Annotated in this window: 13 protein-coding genes; 3 read left to right on the top strand and 10 right to left on the bottom strand. The window is 64.2% G+C overall.

The window, feature by feature from the left end; genetic code table 11:
• Nucleotides 1-21 precede the first annotated feature (21 nt).
• The 6 genes from maiA to B2V17_RS07490 form a co-directional block, all read right to left on the bottom strand.
• Nucleotides 22-651 (bottom strand): maleylacetoacetate isomerase, encoded by a 630-nt coding sequence (maiA, locus tag B2V17_RS07515; protein ID WP_292996718.1) that lies wholly within the window; start codon nt 649-651, stop codon nt 22-24.
• Nucleotides 648-1517: an S-methyl-5'-thioadenosine phosphorylase gene (mtnP, locus tag B2V17_RS07510; protein ID WP_292996717.1), complete on the bottom strand. Its 870-nt coding sequence runs from the start codon at nt 1515-1517 to the stop codon at nt 648-650. The genes maiA and mtnP overlap by 4 nt, the downstream gene beginning before the upstream one ends.
• On the bottom strand, nt 1517-2149 hold the full coding sequence (locus tag B2V17_RS07505; protein WP_292996716.1) for a TetR family transcriptional regulator: 633 nt from the start codon (nt 2147-2149) through the stop codon (nt 1517-1519). Before B2V17_RS07505 ends, mtnP begins: the two co-directional genes overlap by 1 nt.
• The gene (locus B2V17_RS07500) at nt 2146-3018 is read right to left on the bottom strand and encodes a crotonase/enoyl-CoA hydratase family protein (RefSeq protein ID WP_292996715.1); all 873 of its coding nucleotides are present in this window, start codon (nt 3016-3018) and stop codon (nt 2146-2148) included. Before B2V17_RS07500 ends, B2V17_RS07505 begins: the two co-directional genes overlap by 4 nt.
• Before the next feature lie 67 nt (nt 3019-3085).
• Entirely contained in the window at nt 3086-3868 is a 783-nt protein-coding gene (locus tag B2V17_RS07495; RefSeq protein ID WP_292996714.1) for an SDR family NAD(P)-dependent oxidoreductase, read from the bottom strand.
• A 21-nt stretch (nt 3869-3889) separates the two neighbouring features.
• Nucleotides 3890-5062: an acetyl-CoA C-acetyltransferase gene (locus tag B2V17_RS07490; RefSeq protein ID WP_292996713.1), complete on the bottom strand. Its 1173-nt coding sequence runs from the start codon at nt 5060-5062 to the stop codon at nt 3890-3892.
• Between the two features lie 275 nt (nt 5063-5337).
• Between B2V17_RS07490 and B2V17_RS07485 the strand changes: the two genes are divergently transcribed.
• On the top strand, nt 5338-8622 hold the full coding sequence (locus tag B2V17_RS07485) for a TonB-dependent receptor domain-containing protein (protein ID WP_292996712.1): 3285 nt from the start codon (nt 5338-5340) through the stop codon (nt 8620-8622).
• An 81-nt stretch (nt 8623-8703) separates the two neighbouring features.
• Here the strand turns inward: B2V17_RS07485 and clpB are convergent, their stop codons facing one another.
• The 3 genes from clpB to B2V17_RS07470 all read right to left on the bottom strand — a co-directional run bounded on the left by clpB (nt 8704) and on the right by B2V17_RS07470 (nt 14382).
• A complete protein-coding gene (clpB, locus tag B2V17_RS07480; RefSeq protein ID WP_292996711.1) occupies nt 8704-11283 on the bottom strand; it encodes an ATP-dependent chaperone ClpB in 2580 nt (859 codons plus the stop codon).
• A 117-nt stretch (nt 11284-11400) separates the two neighbouring features.
• A complete protein-coding gene (locus tag B2V17_RS07475; RefSeq protein ID WP_292996710.1) occupies nt 11401-13038 on the bottom strand; it encodes a M28 family metallopeptidase in 1638 nt (545 codons plus the stop codon).
• 207 nt (nt 13039-13245) lie between these two features.
• On the bottom strand, nt 13246-14382 hold the full coding sequence (locus tag B2V17_RS07470; RefSeq protein ID WP_292996709.1) for a S8 family serine peptidase: 1137 nt from the start codon (nt 14380-14382) through the stop codon (nt 13246-13248).
• Nucleotides 14383-14630: 248 nt separating this feature from the next.
• On the opposite strand from B2V17_RS07470, the gene B2V17_RS07465 reads away from it, so the two are divergent.
• Together B2V17_RS07465 and B2V17_RS07460 are read left to right on the top strand one after the other, a co-directional pair.
• On the top strand, nt 14631-17531 hold the full coding sequence (locus tag B2V17_RS07465; protein ID WP_292996708.1) for a M16 family metallopeptidase: 2901 nt from the start codon (nt 14631-14633) through the stop codon (nt 17529-17531).
• Between the two features lie 49 nt (nt 17532-17580).
• Nucleotides 17581-17880 (top strand): hypothetical protein, encoded by a 300-nt coding sequence (locus B2V17_RS07460; protein WP_292996707.1) that lies wholly within the window; start codon nt 17581-17583, stop codon nt 17878-17880.
• Nucleotides 17881-17999: 119 nt separating this feature from the next.
• Here the strand turns inward: B2V17_RS07460 and gatB are convergent, their stop codons facing one another.
• The gene (gene gatB, locus B2V17_RS07455) at nt 18000-19496 is read right to left on the bottom strand and encodes an Asp-tRNA(Asn)/Glu-tRNA(Gln) amidotransferase subunit GatB (RefSeq protein WP_292996706.1); all 1497 of its coding nucleotides are present in this window, start codon (nt 19494-19496) and stop codon (nt 18000-18002) included.
• Between the last annotated feature and the right edge of the window lie 145 nt (nt 19497-19641).

Genomic DNA, 19641 nt, shown 5'->3' with positions numbered 1-19641 from the left:
GGCGCGGCGCAATGACAAAGGTCATGGCTTCACCGCTTCGGGCGCAGCGGCGGCAAAGGCCGGCAATTCGCGCAGCGCCGCATCGATCCGCACCAGCCGGGGCAAGGCTTCCAGCGGCAATTCGAAGCGTCGCGCCCCGTACATCTGTGGCACCAGGCAGACATCGGTCAGGTTGGGCGTGGTGCCTCCAAAGAAGCCGCTTTCCGGCGCCTGCAGTTCCAGCGCGGCCAGCCCGATCCCCTGCCAGTTGCGGACAAAGGCGGCGACCGCCTCGTCACTCTGCCCCATCGGGCCGCGCAGGTATTTTAGCACCCGCAGGTTCTGCAACGGGTGGACCTCGGCAGCAATAGTCAGCGCCTGCGCCAGGGTAACAGACCGCTCCGCCGGATCGGCGGAAACCAGCGCGGGCTCTGGGTACTTGGCGTCGAGATAGTCGATGATCGCCAGGCTCTGGCTCAGGCGGTGCCCATCGATTTCCAGCAGCGGGATCAGGCCCAGCGGGTTCTTGGCATGATAGTCGGCAGTCAACTGGTCGCCGCCGGCCAGATCAACCGTTACCGCGAGATAGGCGACGCCTTTAAGGTTGAGCGCGATCCGCACCCGGTACGCAGCGGACGATCGCCAGTAATCGTAGAGCACGACCTCGCTCATCCCAGCACCCTTCCCGCCACCGCCTGGAGCCGCGCGACCAAGGCCGGATCGCGGTGATCCGGGGCGGTCATGACCGCATGGTCAAGCGCCCGATCGATCGGGCTCGCGCTCCGACTTTTGGGGAGTTGCCGGGCAAAAGTCCGGAGCACTTCGCGTGCTGTCCCGATAGTACGCGCCATCACCTGCAGCACATCGGCAGCATCGACCCCTGCCTCGCTCTCCCGCCAGCTGTCGTAATCGGTGACCATGCCGAGCAGACCATATGGCAGTTCGGCTTCACGGGCGAGGCGGGCCTCGGGCATGGCGGTCATCCCGATCACGGCGGCACCCCATGACTGGTACAACCGGCTTTCGGCGCGGGTCGAGAATTGCGGCCCCTCGATTGCGACATAGCAGCCGCCCTGGTGCACCGTCGCGCCCTGCTTCTTCGCGGCAGCAATCAGGCCAGCCTGCAAGCGCGAACAGACCGGATCGGCCATGCTGACATGGGCGACCAGGCCGGGGCCGAAGAAGCTGCTCTCGCGCGAAGTGGTCCGATCGATGAACTGGTCAACAGCGACGAAATGGCCCGGTGCCATTGCCGGATTGAGCGAACCGATCGCAGACAGTGCGACCAGATCGGTCACCCCGCAGCGCTTCAGCACATCGATATTGGCGCGGTAATTGACCGCAGCCGGCGAAATCGTGTGACCCAGGCCGTGACGCGGCAGGAAGGTGAAGCGCACGCCTTCCAGCGTGCCGGTCGTCACCGCACCGGAAGGCAGGCCCCACGGGCTGGCGACCTCGATTTCCTGCGCATGCTCGATCCCGATCCCGGCCGCGAGGCCCGAACCGCCGATCACGCCGATATGCCAGAGGCCAGCCATTAGCGGGCGAGAATGCCCGCCATGATGAAGTCGATGCAATGTTCGCGGTAGCGATCGCGCAGTTCCTCGGTCATGCTGTCGGTGTCATAGCAATGCTTGAGCACCAGCCGCGAGGAAAAGAACCGGTCGCAGGCTCCGGTGGCAGTAAAATAGAACATCTGCGGATCGAGATTGCGGAACACACCCTGCTTGATGCCGTCTGCGATCAGCTTGTCATAGGCGCGGCTGAGCGGGGTGAGATAGGAATCGGCGATGCGGTGCGCTTCATCAGGATCACTCTCGCGCACCAGCCGCATCAGCAGCCGGTTGAGGTACGGCGTCTGGTAATAGGTTTCGACCATCTTGCCGATATGGTGCCGCAGCCGCGCTTCCGGGTCCCATTCCTTGGACAGCAGCGCATCGACCGAATGGACGATCCCGGCCATGTCGCGATCAAGCAGGGCCTTGAGCAGCCCGGCCTTGTTGCCAAAGTAGTACTTGACCAGCGCCGAGTTGAGGCCCGACCGCAGCGACAGCTCGGACAGCGAGATATCGACGATATCGCCTTCGCGCATGATGTCCGATGCGGTCTGCAACAGCAGATCCCGTGCGCCAGGGACTTCCCCCTCGATCTGCTTGGCGGCTTCGCTCATTCGTAAGGTGGCTCCCCTCCCCACCATGGGTAAAAGTCAGGCATATCTTCTGAAACCCGTAGCGGAAAGGCTGGTGGGCGCTTTTCGAGGAAGCTTTGCACACCTTCCTTCGCGTCCGCTCCCTTGGAGAGGCGATAGATCGCCCGGCTGTCAACCTTGTGCGCCGCCATCGGATGATCGCCCGAGGGCACCCGCCATAACATCGCCCGGGTCATCGCCACCGAAACCGCCGAGGTATTCTCGGCAATTTCGCGGGCCAGGCCGCGCGCGGCGTCGATCAGTTCGCCCTGCGGATGGACCGAGCGGACCAGTCCCGCCTTCAGTGCTTCCTCCGCTCCGAAGATCCGTCCGGTCATGCACCATTCGAGCGCCTGGTTGATCCCGACGATCTTGGGCAGGAACCAGCTGCTGCAGGCTTCCGGCACGATCCCGCGGCGGGCGAAAACAAAGCCGTAGCGGGCGTTGTCGCTGGCGAGCCGCATATCCATCGGCAGCTGCATGGTTACGCCCACGCCGACAGCCGCGCCGTTGCAGGCCGAAATCAGCGGTTTCTTCGACTGGTAAAGTCGCAGCGTCAGCAGCCCGCCGCCATCGCGGACCCGCGGATCGGACAGGTCCGACACCGGTTCTCCGCTGGAAAAGACCGCGCGGCCGTCTTGCGGGGTAAGGTCCGCCCCGGCGCAGAACGCGCGTTCACCCGCCCCGGTAAAGATCACCGCGCGGACCGAGTCATCGGCATCGGTGCGGTCCATTGCATCGATGATCTCGTTCATCATCGTGCCGGTGAAGGCGTTCATCTTCTCCGGCCGGTTGAGCGTCAGCGTGGCAATCCCTTCGCCGATGTGAAGGTCGATCTGCGAATAGCCCATGCCGTCTCTCTCCCGGAAAAAGGAGGCAGGAGCGCCTCTGCGGACGCTCCCTGCCCGATTTTTGTGCTTAGCGCGGCGCCATGCGGATGCCGCCGTCGAGGCGGACGTCCTCGCCGTTGAAATAGCCATTCTCGATCATGCACAGGGCGAGATTGGCGTATTCCGGCGGGCTGCCCAGACGCTTGGGGTTGAGCACACTCGCGCCCAGCGCATCGCGCACCGGCTGCGGCGCGCCGGCCAGCAGCGGGGTATCGAAGATGCCGGGCAGGATGGTGTTGACGCGGATGCTTTCGCTGGCGAGATCGCGGGCGATCGGCAGAGTCATGCCGACCACGCCGCCCTTCGAGGCCGAATAGGCGGCCTGGCCCATCTGGCCGTCTTCGGCGGCGACCGATGCGGTGTTGACGATCGCGCCACGCTCGCCGTCTTCCATCGGATCGAGCGTCAGCATGCCGGCCGCCGACTTGGCGATGCAGCGGAAGGTGCCGACCAGGTTGATCTGGATGATCCAGTTGAACGCATCGAGCGGGAAGTGCTTGATCGAGCCGTCTTCCTTGCTGCGGCTGGCGGTCTTGATCGCGTTGCCGGTGCCGGCGCAGTTGACCAGGATCCGTTCCTGCCCGTTGGCTTCGCGGGCCTTGACAAAGGCGGCGTCGACCGAGGCATCGTCAGTGACGTTGCATTCACAGAAAATCCCGCCGATTTCGGCGGCGACGGCCTTGCCCTTTTCTTCCTGCAGATCGAACAGCGCGACCTTGACGCCCTTAGCGGCCAGCGCCCGGGCAGTGGCGGCACCAAGGCCGGACGCGCCGCCGGTAACGACCGCGGCAACAGTGTTGTCGAGTTTCATGTCAAATCTCTCCGTTTGGAATTAGCACATCTCAACAATCGTGACGTTGGCGACACCGCCGCCTTCGCACATTGTCTGCAAACCATACTTGCCGCCGCGCGCCTTGAGCGCGTGAAGCAGCGTTGCCATCAGCTTGGTCCCCGAGGCGCCCAGCGGATGGCCAAGCGCGATCGCCCCGCCATTGACGTTGAGCCGCTCGGGATCGGCCCCGGTATGTTTGAGCCAGGCCATCGGCACCGAGGCAAAGGCCTCGTTCACTTCGTATAGGTCGATGTCGCCAATCGAAAGTCCGGCGCGGGCCAGGGCCTTGTTGGTTGCGAACAGCGGCTCTTCCAGCATGATCACCGGGTCCCCCGCCGTCACGGTCAGCGTGTGGACCCGCGCCAGCGGGGTCAGGTTGTAGCGCTTCAGCGCTGCTTCGCTGACAACCAGCGCGGCCGAAGCGCCGTCGCAGATCTGGCTGGAAGTCGCTGCAGTCAGCGCGCCGCCTTCGGACAGCAGCTTGACCCCGGCGATGCCTTCCAGCGTGGCATCCATACGAATACCTTCGTCAACGGTGTGCCACTCCTTGCCTTCGGCGGTTTCGATCTCGATCGGCACGATCTCGTCCTGGAAGGCTCCGGCTTCGGTCGCGGCCTTGGCACGCTGGTGGCTGGTCAGTGCAAACCGGTCGAGCTGGTCCTTCGTGAAACCGTGTTTCTTGACGATCATCTCGGCGCCCATGAACTGTGACCAGCTGACGCCGGGATATTTTTCCTCAAGCCCCGGCGATTTGTAGTTCCCCAGGCCTTCTTTCATGTGGAAGATTGCGGTGGACCCCATCGGCACACGCGTCATGCTTTCGATCCCGGCGGCAATGACCACGTCCTGAGTACCGCTCATCACCGCTTGCGCAGCGAACTGGATCGCCTGCTGCGACGAGCCGCACTGACGGTCGATCGTAACCGCCGGGGTCGACTGCGGCAGCAGCTTGGAAGCGAGCACGGCATTGCGGCCGACCTGGCCGGCCTGCTGGCCGCCCTGGCTGACACACCCCATCACAACATCGTCAACGCCATTGGGGTCTACCCCGGTCCGCGCCACCAGCGCATCGAGCGTGGCGGCAGCCAGATCGACCGGATGCACCCCGGCCAGGCGCCCGCCGCGGCGTCCACCGGCGGTTCTGACGGCATCAACGATATAGGCGGTGGCCATGGCTTGCGATTCCTTCCTTGGATAGCGTTTAACCGATCGATTAAGGAGTACCCTGCCGAGCGTCAAGCGGCCCCTTGGGTCTGTGGCAAATTGACAACAGCAAGCAGCTAAAAGTTGCCTTGGCCTTTTCGACAATTGCCAGCCCGCGACACATATTTCAGGAGTGCAGAATCCGGTCCTGCGTGCAGGGCCTGTTGGCTGCGCTGGTTCCCCAGCATTCGGCCAAACCGAACGAATCTTCCCATTCAAGGGACAGAGGACCAAGGGGCAAAGAAATGAAATTCTTCCGTAAATCTGCCTTCTCTACCACCACTTGCCTGGCGACCTTCGCACTCGCCGCATTTGGAACTGCTACCGCCGCACAGGCGCAGGACGCCGCCCCGGCCGATTCGGCTGAAGCTTGCGCCGACGCCAATGACAACGGCGTATGCGACAAAGACGAGAAAGGCGAAATCGTCGTCGTCGGCACCGGTTCGCGCCTGACGCGTCCGACTCTTTCTTCACCGGTCCCGCTGACATCGATCGCGCCGGGTGAACTTTCCGACGGCGGCGACGTTTCGCTGGGCGATGCGCTGAATGACCTGCCTTCGCTGCGTTCGACCTTCAGCTCGGGCAACTCGACCCGCTTTATCGGCACCTCGGGCCTCAACATCCTTGACCTTCGCGGCCTCGGCACTGCGCGCACGCTGGTCCTCGTCAACGGTCGCCGCCACATCACGGCGCTGCCGGGCGACTACCTGGTTGACGTCAATACGATCCCGACCGACCTGCTTGAACGTATTGACGTTGTGACCGGCGGCAACTCGGCCGTCTATGGTTCGGATGCCGTTGCCGGTGTCGTCAACTTCGTTCTGAAGCGCAACTTCGAAGGTCTGACGATCCGCGGACAGGGCGGCACCACCCAGCGTGGCGACCGTTCAAACTACTTCATCTCGGGTACCTGGGGTTCCAACTTCGCCGACGGACGCGGCAATATCGCAGTCGCTGGCGAATACGCCAAGGCGACCCCGCTCTATTTCCGCGATCGCGATGATCTGGCCGGGGCCTATTCGGGCCGCTGCCAGATTCAGCAGATTGAACCGACCGCCGGCGAACCGAATGGAACCGACGGCATCTTTGATAGCGAATTCGTTTGCGGCGTCCGCAACGCGGCGATCAGCGATGGTGGTACGGTCCGGGCGCTCGATGGCGCCACAAGCCCGACCCGCCGTTACCTGCGGTTCGGGACCGGTGGCGATCTGTTTATCGATACCCCGACCCTCTCGTTTGCGCCGGCTGGAAGTGGCAACCAGGTCGGCGGACAGGGTTCGACCCTGCGCAACACCGGCATGATGGCGGCCGGGGTTGAGCGGTACAGCGCCAACCTGCTGTTCCATTACGACTTCAGCGATGCCCTGCGGTTCTATGCCGAAGCCAAATATGTCCGCGTGAATGCCAACCAGGAGGGCCAGCCAAGCTTCTTCCAGGGCGGCCTGCTCGGGTTCTTCACCTGCGACAACGGCTTCCTGACTGCCAACGCGCTGAACACCTTCCGCTCGCTGGCAACCTGTGGAGCCTCGGTTGCGGGGACGACGATTCCGGGTTCGACCGTGAACCGCGGCTCGCCGGCCCAGGCGTTCTCGCTGTCGCGCTTCAACATCGACTTCGGTGGCCGCGGCGAACTGCACAAGCGTGAAACCTATCGCTTTGTCGGCGGGTTCGAAGGCACTTTCAACGATGACTGGAAGTACGACCTTTCGCTCAACTACGGTCGCTTCACCTCGAGCCAGCGCTCACTGAACAACCTCAAGCTGTTCGACCTTGATGGCAACTTTGACGGCTACCTGCTGGCTTACGACGCCATCGTGGCCCCGGCAGGCTTCACGGGCAGCAACTTCGTGCTCAACTCGGCCGGTCAGCGCGTGATCTGCCGTGTCAACGAAGTCACCAATACCCGTCCGGACTGCTATCCGATCAACGTGTTCGGCGATGGATCGCCCAGCGCGGCCGCGCTCGCTTTCGTCAACACCGAAGGCCGCCGCGAAGAAAAGGCCGAAGAACTGGACATCATGTTCAGCCTCTCGGGCGATCTTTCGCAGCTGTTCGAGCTTCCCGGCGGGCCGATCGGCTTTGCTCTGGGCGGCGAATACCGCGAAGAAACGGCTCGTTCGACCTGGGATCCGCTCACCGTTTCGGGCGGCACCTTCCTGAACGCTATCCAGCCGTTCAATCCGCCGAAGCTGACCGTCAAGGAAGTGTTCGGCGAAGTCGATCTGCCTTTGCTGAAGGATATGCCGTTCGCCAAGGAACTGACCGTCCGCGGTGCAGGCCGGATGTCGGATTACAACACGCCGACCGGAACGGTCTGGGCTTGGAACATCGACGGCATCTACGCGCCGATCGAGGATATCCGGTTCCGCGTTGCCTTCGCCACTTCGGTGCGTGCTCCGACGCAAAGCGACCTGTTCTCGCCGCTCTCGCAGAACTTCTCGCAAGTCGGCGATCCCTGCGATAGCGCGAACATCACTGCCAACCCGAACCGTGGCGGACCGACCGGCACTTGCGCCCAGTTCGGCGTGCCGACCACCTACAACGCCGCGACGGTCGCTGAATGCGCCGGCACCGCGTTCCCGGGTGCACTTGGCGCTCCGTTCCGGAACTGCATCGCGGCCAGCCAGACTTCGTCGTTCCGTTCGGGCGGCAACGTCAACCTGCAGGCAGAGCGCGGCAAGAGCCTGACCATCGGTATGGTTATCGAGCCTCGCTTCGTCCCGGGTCTCAGCGTGACGGTCGACTATTACCGGATCAACGTTCGCAATCTGATCGCGACGCCAAGCCTGGCTCAGCTGCTCAGCCTGTGCTTTGACTCGTCCTCGCCGGTCGCCACCAATCCGTACTGCTCGTCAACCCCCGGGGACATTCCGGGCCTGTTGCCGCGCAACCCGAGCGGCCTGTTCGGTGACTATGCCGGGGTGGTAACCGGTGTGAACTTCGCCGAGCAGAAGACCCGCGGGATCGACGTCGATATTGCCTATCGCAAGACCTTCGACAACGGCCACAAGCTGTCGTTCCGCGCAATCGGGACCCGCGTGACCCGGCTCGACAACTACACCGACATTCAGGCCCCGAACGTGCCGAATCGTCAGCTGGGCGAGCTGGGTGACCCGCTGTGGGCCGCCAATGCTTCGTTCAACTATGATTTCGGTCCGATCGACCTGACCTACTCGGCGCGGTATATCGGCAAGCAGTCGATCGGCACCTGGGAAGCGCAGCACCAGTATATCGGTCTGTGCCCGACCAACGGCCTGACGGGCTTCTCTGGCCGCACCTGCACTGCCGGTCAGCTTGCCACACTGGACCCGCAGAACAACGATCTAACCAAGGTGGTGTACTACCCGGGCGCGATCTATCACAACGTGCGGGTGAACATCGAACTGTCGGACAACAAGTACAATTTCTACTTCGGCATCGACAACTTCATGGACAAGAAGCCGCCGTTCGGCCTGCTCGGCACTGCCGGCGGCGATCCGTACGACACCTATGGCCGCATGATGTACGCCGGGTTCAAGGCGAACTTCTAAGCCTGGGCGTCACAGCCAAAAAAAAGGGCGGCGTGGCAAACCACGCCGCCCTTTTTCTTTTGCGCTGGGCTGACCCGACTCTCAGGTCACGACCATCACCAGCGCGCCGTCGCCTTCGTCGATCTTCACGGTGCTGCCATCGGGCACTTCCCCGCCGAGCAGCTTTTCCGCCAGCGGATCCTGCAGATAGCGCTGCACCGCGCGCTTCAGCGGCCTTGCCCCATAGACCGGATCGTAGCCGACCCGGCCAAGCCAGCGCTTGGCGGCATCGGTCAGCTCGATCGTGATCTTGCGATCCTTGAGCAACTTGGCGACCCGCCCGACCTGAATCTCGACGATCGGAGCCATGTGCTCGACACCAAGGCGGTGGAACAGGATGATCTCGTCCAGCCGGTTGAGGAATTCGGGCCGGAAATGCCCGCGCACCATTTCCATCACCTGCGGCTCGACGCTTTCCACATCCTGCCCGTCTTCCAGATTGGCGAGGTACTGGCTGCCGAGATTGCTGGTCAGGATGATCAGGGTGTTGGTGAAATCCACGACCCGCCCCTGCCCGTCGGTCAGGCGGCCGTCATCGAGCACCTGCAACAGCACGTTGAAGACGTCGGCATGGGCTTTCTCGACCTCGTCGAACAGCACGACCTGATAGGGCCGGCGCCGCACCGCCTCGGTCAGCACCCCGCCCTCGTCATAGCCGACATAGCCCGGAGGCGCGCCGATCAGGCGGCTGACCGAATGCTTCTCCATGAACTCGCTCATGTCGATCCGGACCATCGCGGTGTCATCGTCGAACAGGAACCCGGCGAGCGCCTTGGTCAGTTCGGTCTTGCCGACGCCCGTGGGGCCGAGGAACAGGAATGACCCCAGCGGCCGGTTCGGATCCTGCAGTCCGGCCCGCGCGCGGCGCACGGCCTTGGACACGGCGAGCACCGCGTCCTGCTGGCCGATCACCCGCTGGCCGATCACTTCTTCCATCTTGAGCAGCTTTTCGCGCTCACCCTCCATCATCCGTTCAACCGGCACGCCGGTCCACTTGGCGACGACCGAGGCGATGTCTTCGGCGGTAACTTCTTCGCGCAGCAGCGCGTTCTCACCCACGGTCCCGGCTTCGGCGAGCTGCTTTTCGAGCTCCGGAATGCGGCCGTAGGACAGCTCCCCGGCCTTGGCGAGGTCGCCCTGGCGCTGGGCCTGTTCAAGCTCGATCCGGGCAGCGTCGAGCTGTTCCTTGATCTTGCCTTCGGCTGCGATCTTGTCACGCTCACCCTGCCAGCGCACGGTCAGTGCGGAGGATTGTTCCTCCAGCCCGGCCAGTTCCCCGCGCAGCGCGGCGAGCCGGTCCTTGCTGGCCGTATCGGTCTCCTTGGCCAGCGCCATTTCCTCGATCTTGAGCTGGATAATCCGGCGGTCGAGGACTTCGATCTCCTCGGGCTTGGACTCAACTTCCATCCGGATCCGGCTGGCGGCCTCGTCCATCAGGTCGATCGCCTTGTCGGGCAGGAAACGGTCGGCGATATACCGGTTGCTGAGCGTCGCTGCGGCGACGATCGCGCTGTCGGTAATCCGCACGCCGTGGTGCAGCTCATAGCGGTCTTTGAGCCCGCGCAGGATCGAGATCGTGTCCTCCACGGTCGGCTCGCCCACGAACACCGGCTGGAACCGGCGTTGCAGCGCCGGGTCCTTCTCGACGTGCTTCTGGTATTCGTCGAGCGTGGTCGCACCGATGCAGTGCAGTTCGCCGCGGGCCAGCGCGGGCTTGAGCAGGTTGGATGCATCCATCGCCCCTTCCGACTTGCCCGCCCCGATCAGGGTGTGCATTTCGTCGATGAACAGGATGATCTCGCCCTCGGCGCCCTTGACCTCGTCCAGCACGGCCTTGAGCCGTTCTTCGAACTCGCCGCGGTACTTGGCGCCCGCAATCAGGCTGCCCATGTCGAGCGACATCAGGCGCCGGTCCTTGAGGCTGTCGGGCACGTCGCCATTGGCGATGCGCAGCGCGAGGCCTTCGGCGATCGCGGTCTTGCCGACGCCCGGCTCGCCGATCAGCGCCGGGTTGTTCTTGGTGCGGCGGGCGAGGATCTGGATCGTGCGGCGGATCTCCTCGTCGCGGCCAATCACCGGATCGAGCTTGCCGTCGCGTGCGGCCTGCGTCATGTCGCGGGCGTACTTCTTCATCGCGTCATAGGCGTTTTCGGCGCTGGCATTGTCGGCCGTCCGCCCGCCAGTCAGTTCCTGGATTGCCGCTTCGAGCTTTTGCGCGTCGACCCCGGCCGCCTTCAGCGCCTGACCGGCCATGTTGGTGGTGCCGAGCGCCAGCGCCTGAAGCATCCGCTGGACCGAGACATAGCTGTCCCCGGCCTTGGCGGCGAGTTGCTCGGCCTGATCGAGCACGCGGACTGAATAGTTTTCCAGCCCCGGCGCGGCCTGAGCGCCGCTGCCTGACACCGCCGGAATCTTGGCCAGCGCCTCGTCAACCTTGGCCACCGCGATCTGCGGGTTGCCGCCGGCGCGCTGGATCAGGCCAGACGCCATGCCTTCCTCGTCCTCAAGCAGGGCCTTGAGCACGTGTTCGGGGGTGATCCGCTGATGGTTCAGGCGGATCGCGACAGTCTGTGCGCTTTGCAGGAAACCCTTGGCGCGATCGGTGAATTTCTCAAGGTTCATGGGTGTATCAGCCTCCTGTTACACCCAGAGATAGTGTTGCGCATTGGCAACACAAGGGGTGCGCGCGAGAATTGTCGCGCAGAGACCCCGGCCTGTCGTTGATGCGGCGCAAGTCCCTCAGGTTTTCGGGCGCACCGCCTTTGGCGCGGCAGGCGCGAATTCCTTGCCGAAGAAACTGTCGCCATACCAGCGCGGCGCCTCGGCCTGGTCGGCGATCGCGCGAACGATGTAATAGTTTACCTCGGCGAACTTGGCGCCCGCCACCCAGTCAAACGGCAGGTTCAGGTCATCGCTCGGGCGGTGATAGTGCTGGGCGAGAAAGCCATTGAACGCCTCCTTGCCCGGTCCCGCGTGCCCGGTCATCAGGAAGATCGAAGGGACGCCCTGCTGGACGAAGCGGTAGTGGTCGGACCGGGTGAACAGCCCTTCCTCTGGTAGCGGATCGGGCGAGAGCGCGATCCCGGCCTGCCCGGCCGCCTCGGCCACCACGGGGCCCAGCGTCGAGTTTTCGGCACCAAAGGCCACCAGGTCGGTGAAGCGGTAAGTCAGGATCGGCATGTCGAAATTGACCACGGCGACCACCCGGCCCTTGCCCGTCACCGGATTGCGCGCGAGGTATTCCGAACCGATCAGGCCGCTTTCCTCGTTGGTCACGGCGGCGAACAGGATCGGGCGGCGCGGGCGCTTGCCATCCTTGCTGAGCGCTTTGGCAACCTCGATCATGGTGGCGATCCCGGCGGCATTGTCCATCGCACCGTTGTTGATCTTGTCATCGCCCTTGCCGTGATCGCCGATGTGATCGAGGTGCGCGGTCATCAACACATATTCGCCCGCAACGCCGGGATCGGAGCCGGGGATCATCGCCACGACATTGGGGCTGGAATAGGCGCGGAATTCGCTGGTCCGTTCCAGCCTGGCGGTCATTCCCAGGGCGAAGCCCTTGGGCCGCCCGCCGGCCTTGTCAGCCTCGGCCAGAATCGCGGCCAGGCTCTGCTTGCCTTCGCCGAACAGGGCGGCGGCCTTGTCGGGATTGAGCGTGGCATCGGCGCGGATGCCGGGCGCGCGCAGGAACGGGGCGCCATCGGCCTGAAGCCAGTTTGAGCGCGGCTCACCCGACATCTGCATCCGCCGTTCCCACGGGCGGCGTTTGGTATCGGCCAGGGTCGGGATCGTGATCACCCCGATCGCGCCGCGCTTCATGGCCATTCGCGCCTTGTCCGCGCTCAGGTGCGCACCAAGCTCGGAATTCATCCCCTTGGGAAACCCGCTAAGCACGACCACGATCTTGCCCTTCACGTTGAGCCGGTCATAGTCCCTGATCTTCAGATCGGGCCGGTCAATCCCGTAACCGGCAAAGACCACCGGCGCTTCCACCACCTGCTGCACCTCGGCCGCGCTGGGGCCGATCAGTACGCCATCCTTGCTGTCGAACCGGATCGACTTGCCCTTGCCGCTCAGCGTCAGCACCGGCTGTCCGACCAGCTTGCTTTCGCGCAGCGGGACCTGCTGGAAGAAGCTGCCCTTGCCGGGATCGCCCATCGGCGTTGCGCCGATCGCCATGAACTGGCTGGCAACATAATTCGCTGCGATCTGATAGCCTTTGCTGCCCGATCCGCGCCCGTCCATCGTATCGTCGGCCAGAAAGGTAACATGCGCCCGAACGGCTTCAGGATCGAAGCTGTGTGCTTCAGCGGCAATGACCGCGGCAGGTACGGCAATCAGGGCAAGGGCCAGCAAAGGCGCGGCGAAACGCATGGGTATCTCCCCGGTGTTATTATCTTCCGCAGCGCTAGCGCTGTGCCGTGGCGCAAGCAAGGCTGACCCTTGGGACAGGCCCCTTGCCGGTCCACCGCGCCGGTCTGACCCGACACGCGAAGAAGCCGCACGGTCGTCTCCAAAGCGGCGCAGACGAAAAGGGGCCCGGTTTCCCGAGCCCCTTCGCGTCTTGTCCTGGAAAACGGATCAGCGGGTGCCGATCGTGTCCGCCGGAGCAGCCGGATCGCCGCTGACCACGCCGTCGGCAGCCGGGGTCGCCCGGGCCAGCAGGATGCCGGCGAGGTGCGGAGTGGCCATCGAGGTGCCGCTGATGGTGTTGTAGCCACCGCTCAGCCAGGTCGACTTGATCGATACGCCGGGCTCGGCATAATCGATCGGCGGGTTGCCATAGTTCGAAAAGCTGGCCCAGGTGTTGCCGTTGGCGAAGGCCGAAACGGTGTAGACGTTCGGGCCATTGGCACGGGCCGGCGAATGGTTGTTGGCATTGTCAGTTTCATTGCCGGCAGCCAGCGCGAACTTCACGCCGCCCGAAGCAGCCGTGACCACCGCATCGTCAAGCGCCTGGCTGACCCCGCCACCGAGGCTCATGTTGGCGACATCGCCCGGCTGGCCGTTGGCTGCGACATATTCAACGCCCGCGATCACGCCCGAGTTCGAACCCGAACCGCGGCGATCGAGCACGCGCACTGCAACCACACGGGCACCTGGCGAAACGCCGATCACGCCAATGGTGTTATTCAGCGCGGCAATGGTCCCGGCGACATGGGTGCCGTGGCCGTTCTGATCGGCCGGGGTGGTGGTGCCTCCCAAGAAGCTGCGGCTGCGCGCAGTATCGACGTTGAGGTCGGGATGGGTGAAATCGATACCGGTGTCGATTACCCAGGCGGTGCCGAAGGTGCCGGCTCCCCCGCCCTTGACCCGGGTTATGCCCCAAGGGATTACCTGGGCGGGCTGGGTGCCGCCGCCGCCGCCCGGCCTGGCGGAGATATGCAATGGCGGGATCGCCATGATCTGGTCTTGCTCGCAATAGGCGATGTTGGGGTTCTTGGCCTTCATCCGCGCAACCGCATAGTCCGGCATATTCACGGCAAAGCCGCGCAGGGCGGTGCCGTAGACGCGGGTGACCCGTCCGCCCTGGGCCTGGGCGGCGCGATTGGCCTCCGACTGGACCTGACCGCGCGATACTGCCGCCTTGTGGAATACACAGATATAAGAATCGGGGATCAGGTCCCCGGCTTCCTGCGCGTGAACTGCTGTTGGCGCGGCAAGTGCAGCGAACGGTAGCGCGGCCAGAATAAGGCCGGTCATCTTTTTGCGAGTCATTTTCCCTCCATCTGAATTGTGCGGCCGACGGCCCCAAACTCCGCAGTGCCAATAATGGGAAGCTTCGCGCCGCCGAATAACTTGTCGAGCCGAAGTTGCGGAAATTTTGTAGAAGTATTCTAGCCGGAATTGCGCAGCCACAACGCGCCGATCCTTTTGGGCATGCTGTTCGTCGAACAAGGGGCTGGCCGGACCGACTGTCGTGGCTAAGCTGCGGTGAGGACTGACAAACCGGGGACCTTTCGCCAATGCGCCGCCTGATCGCCACTTCACTGCTCGCCCTTGCCCTGTCTGCTTGCGCCAGCGCGCCCGGATCGAGCGTCGCATCGGCGCCCCCTGCTCCGAAAGTACCAGCTGCAAGGCCTGCCCCGCAGCCCGCACCTCTGAGCGAACTGGTCGCCAAGGTCGACATTCCCTATGAAAAGTTCGTTCTCGCCAACGGGCTGACCGTGCTGGTCCATACCGATCGCAAGGCCCCGATCGTGGGGGTGACCACCTATTATCGGGTCGGGTCAAAGCACGAGCCCAAGGGCCGTACCGGCTTTGCCCACCTGTTCGAACACCTGATGTTCGGCGGCAGCGAAAACGTCCCCAACTTCGACGTGCCGCTGGAGGCTGCCGGCTCCACTCCGACCAACGGCTCGACCGGCTTTGACCGGACCAATTACGTCCAGACCGTACCCACCGGCGCGACCGACCTGACGCTGTTCATGGAAAGCGACCGGATGGGCCACCTGCTCGGCGCGGTAACCCAGGACAAGCTCGACAAGCAGCGCGGCGTTGTCCAGAACGAGAAGCGTCAGGGTGACAACGACACCTACGGGCTGGTCGACTATGCGATCGGCGAAGGCCTGTTCCCGGTCGGCCATCCCTATCGCCACGCCACGATCGGATCGATGGCTGATCTCGACGCCGCCAGCCTCGGCGACGTACGCGGCTGGTTCACCGGCAATTATGCCCCCAACAACGTGGTCCTGGTCCTGTCCGGCGATATCGACGCCGCTACGGCGCGGCCCAAGGTCGAAAAGTGGTTCGGCGCGATCCCGCGCGGACCCGAAGTGGTCAAAACCGCAGGCGGCCCGGTCACCCTGCCCGCCCCGGTCCGGCGCGAGATGACCGATCAGGTGCCGCAGGTACGAATTTACCGCGTGTGGACCGGCCCCGGGATGAACAGCGCCGATGCCCTCCCGCTCGATGCCGGGATGCGGGTGCTGGGCGGGCTGGCCTCGTCGCGGCTCGACAATGCGCTGGTCCGGGGCAAGGGCTATGCCACCTCGGTCGCCGCCTTCGTCTATCAGTTCGAGGATTCCAGCTATCTGCAGGTGCAGATGGACATCAAGCCGGGGGTCGATCGCGCCACCGCCGAGGCGGCGCTGGATGCCGAGATTGCCGCAATCCTGAAGGACGGACCCAGCGCGGACGAGCTCCGCCGCGCCGCGACCAGCAGCGTGTCCAGCCAGATCTTCAGCCTCGAGCAGGTCGGCGGCTTTTCCGGCAAAGGCGCACAACTGGCCGAAGGGCAGCTCTATTCGGGCGATCCGCTGCAATTCAAAAAAGACCTGGAACGGACCGCCAGCCTGACCCCGGGCGAAGTCCAAAGCGCGATGCAGCGCTGGCTGGGCCGGCCTGTCTTTGCGCTGGCCGTCAGCCCGGGCGAACGGACCGAGCAGGGCGACAAGATGGGCGGCTGGGGCGATGAGGCCCTGTCTCCCCCGCCCAAGCCCGACGCGAAGAAGCCCGCCGCCAAGCTGGCGACCGGGCCCAAGCGCGAATTTCCGCCGGTCGATCCGGTCGGCGATCTCGATTTCCCCAAGGTTGAGCGCGCTTCCTTGTCGAACGGGATCCCGGTGGTACTGGCCCGGCGCAGCAGCGTGCCGACGGTGCTGGTAAACCTGAGCTTCGATGCCGGTTATGCCGCCGATGCGCAGGATGCCCCCGGCACCCAGCGCTTGCTGCTCGACGTGCTCGACGAAGGAACCGAAAGCCGCGACGCCACCCAGATCGCCGAGGATCAGGAGCGGTTGGGCGCAAGGATCAACACCAGCACCGGGATCGACAGCTCGACCGTCTCGTTGTCCGCCTTGTCGGCCAATCTGGCCCCGTCGCTCGATCTGCTTGCCGATGTGGTCCGTCGGCCAGCTTTGCGCGACGCAGATGTGGCCCGGGCGCGCGATCAGCAACTGGCCGATATCGCCCAGGCCAATGCCAGCCCCTCGGCGCTCGCCAGCCGCTCACTCACCCCGATCCTGTTTGGCCCCGACCATCCCTATGGCCAGCCGGCCGACGGGCTGGGGCAAGCGGGTTCGGTCAAGGCAATCAATTCCGCCAAGCTGAGGATCGCACAGGCCAAGTGGCTACGACCTGACAACGTTACGATCACCGTGGTCGGGGACATTCCGATGGACCGCCTGCTGCCGATGCTCGAAGCCTCCTTCGGAGACTGGAAGGCCCCGCTCAGCCCGCGTGCGGTCAAGTCGCTCGATGCGGCAATCCCCGCTCCGCGCCCGCGGGTGGTACTGATCGACCGGCCCGGTTCGCCGCAATCGGTGATCGTCGCCGGGCGGGTCCTGCCCTTCACCGGACGGCAGCAGGGGATGGAAGCCCTTGACCTCGCCAATGAAGTGCTGGGCAACAACTTCCTGAGCCGCCTCAACCTCGACCTGCGCGAGGACAAGGGCTGGTCCTATGGCGTACGCAGCCTGGTTCGCAGCCCCAGGGGACCGCGCAGCCTGGTGGTGATTGCCCCGGTGCAGAGCGACAAGACCGGCGCCGCAATCACCGCGATCCGCGGGCAGATGGCCGGTTTCCCCAACAAGAAGGGGGTCGACCAGACCGAGTTCAACCGCGCTACCGACGGCAATATCCGCGGCTTGCCCAACCGCTATGAAACCAACAGCCAGGTGCTGGGCGCGCTGGTTTCCAACCAGCAACCGGGCCGTCCGGACGATTACCAGGCGACCCTGCCGAGCCGCTACCGCGCGGTCGACGCCAAGGCGATGGACGCGGCGGCGGCGCAGTACTTGCAGCCCGATGGTCTGGTCTATGTCGTAGTCGGCGATCGCAAAAGCGTCGAGCCGCAGCTGCAGCCGCTCGGCCTGCCGATCGAGGTCGTAACCCCCGTTGACAGCGAGGCGGCAAAGGGCGAGTGATTGGACAACTTACCCCACTGTAAGTTGCACACGATTCAGGAGAGAAGACATGTCTGTTGCCGGCACTTACGAATGCGTGACCAAGACCCCGATGGGCGACCAGAAGAGTGACGTGACCATCGTCGTCGATGGTGACACCTTCAGCGGCACCAACGCCGGGGCGATGGGTTCGATGGAAATGGAAAACGGCAAGGTCGATGGCAACAAGCTGACCTGGACGATGAAGATGACCGTCCCGATGCCGATGACGCTGGAAGGCGAAGCCACTGTCGATGGCGACACCATCACCGGCACCGTCAAGGCCGGCGCGTTCGGTTCGTTCCCGCTGAGCGGCACCCGCAAGGGCTGAGCCCGGACATCCGTCAATGCAAAGGGGCGCCGGAGGATTACTCCGGCGCCCCTTTTTCGCTTTCGCTCCCTTCCTCTCAGGGGAAGGGCTATTGGCAATTCAGAAGGTTCGCGCTGCCTTCAGCCCAGCTTCGCCCGCAGCACCTGGTTGACCAGCTGCGGGTTGCCCTTGCCCTGCATCGCCTTCATCGTCTGGCCGACGAAGAAGCCGAACAGGTTCTCCTTGCCGGCCTTGTACTCGGCGATCTTGTCGGCATTGGCGGCCAGGATCGCGTCGACTGCGGCCTCGATCGCGCCGGTATCGCTGGTCTGCTTGTTGGCCTCGATCTCAGCCGCAAGGTCGACATCGCCGGTCAGATAGGTCTCGAAAATCTCCTTGGCCTTGGAGCCTGAGATCAGCCCGCTTTCGGTCGCGACGACGATCGCGGTGTTGGCTTCGATCGTGTTCTTGGCGTGATCCGAACCGACCCCGGCGGCGCTCAATACGCCCGGCTGTTCGGACAGCATCCAGTTGGCCACCCGCTTGGCCACGTCGGCTTCGCCCTTGCCACTGGCCGCGGCGACCGAGGTCAGCAGCGCCTCGAACTCGCGCGCGGTCTGGACATCGGCGGTCAGCGCATTGGCATTGTAAGGCGAAAGCCCCAGCGCGGTTTCATAGCGATGGCGCTTGGCATCGGGCAGTTCGGGCAGGCTGGCGCGGCAATCTTCCAGGAAGGCGTCGTCCAGTTCCAGCGGCAGCAGATCGGGATCGGGGAAATAGCGGTAATCGTGCGCGTCTTCCTTGCTGCGCATGCTCCGCGTTTCGTTCCGGTCGGGATCGTAAAGCCGGGTTTCCTGCACCACCGTGCCGCCGTCCTCGATCAGATCGACCTGGCGGCGCGCCTCGCTTTCAACCACGGCCATCACGAAGCGGACCGAGTTGACGTTCTTGGTCTCGGTCCGGGTGCCGAATTCATCGCCCGGGCGGCGCACCGATACGTTGACGTCCGCGCGCATCGAGCCCTGGTCCATGTTGCCGTCGCACGAGCCGACGTAGCGCAGGATCTGGCGCAGCTTGGCAAGGTAAGCCCCCGCCTCGGCCGGCGAACGCATGTCCGGGCGGCTGACGATTTCCATCAGCGCCACGCCTGAGCGGTTGAGGTCGACATAGGACATGGTCGGATGCTGATCGTGCATCAGCTTGCCGGCATCCTGCTCAACGTGGATCCGCTCGATCCCGATGGTCTTGGTGCTGCCTTCCGGGTCCTTCTCGTCCAGGATCACCTCCAGCGCGCCCTCACCCACCAGCGGGTGGTAAAGCTGGCTGATCTGGTAGCCCTGCGGCAGATCGGCGTAGAAGTAGTTCTTGCGGTCAAACCGCGACCATTTGTTGATCTGCGCGCCGACCGCCATCCCGGTGCGGACCGCCTGGCGGATGCATTCGCGGTTGGGCACCGGCAGCATCCCCGGCATGGCCGCGTCGACCAGGCTGACCTGGGTGTTGGGCTCTGCCCCGAAAGCGGTCGCCGCGCCGGAGAACAGCTTGGAATTGGAAGTAACCTGCGCGTGAACTTCAAGGCCGATGACGACCTCCCACTCACCGGTTGCGCCCTGGATGCGATAGGCCGTGTTGCTCATTTCAAAGTTTCCTGGCGCCGTGCCGACGCACAAATCCGCTGAACATTCTGGCAAGGGCAATTGGTAACCCAAGAAAGGCCATGGAGTATCGAGGACCGGCCATTGCACGAATTACATCGTCGCGTTCGAGTTCCGCATCAACTTG

The sequence above is a fragment of the Novosphingobium sp. UBA6272 genome (genome assembly GCF_002440635.1).
Lineage (GTDB): Bacteria > Pseudomonadota > Alphaproteobacteria > Sphingomonadales > Sphingomonadaceae > Novosphingobium.
Note: the sequence above shows the minus strand (reverse complement) of the source record. Positions and strands in the feature narration are given on the sequence as shown.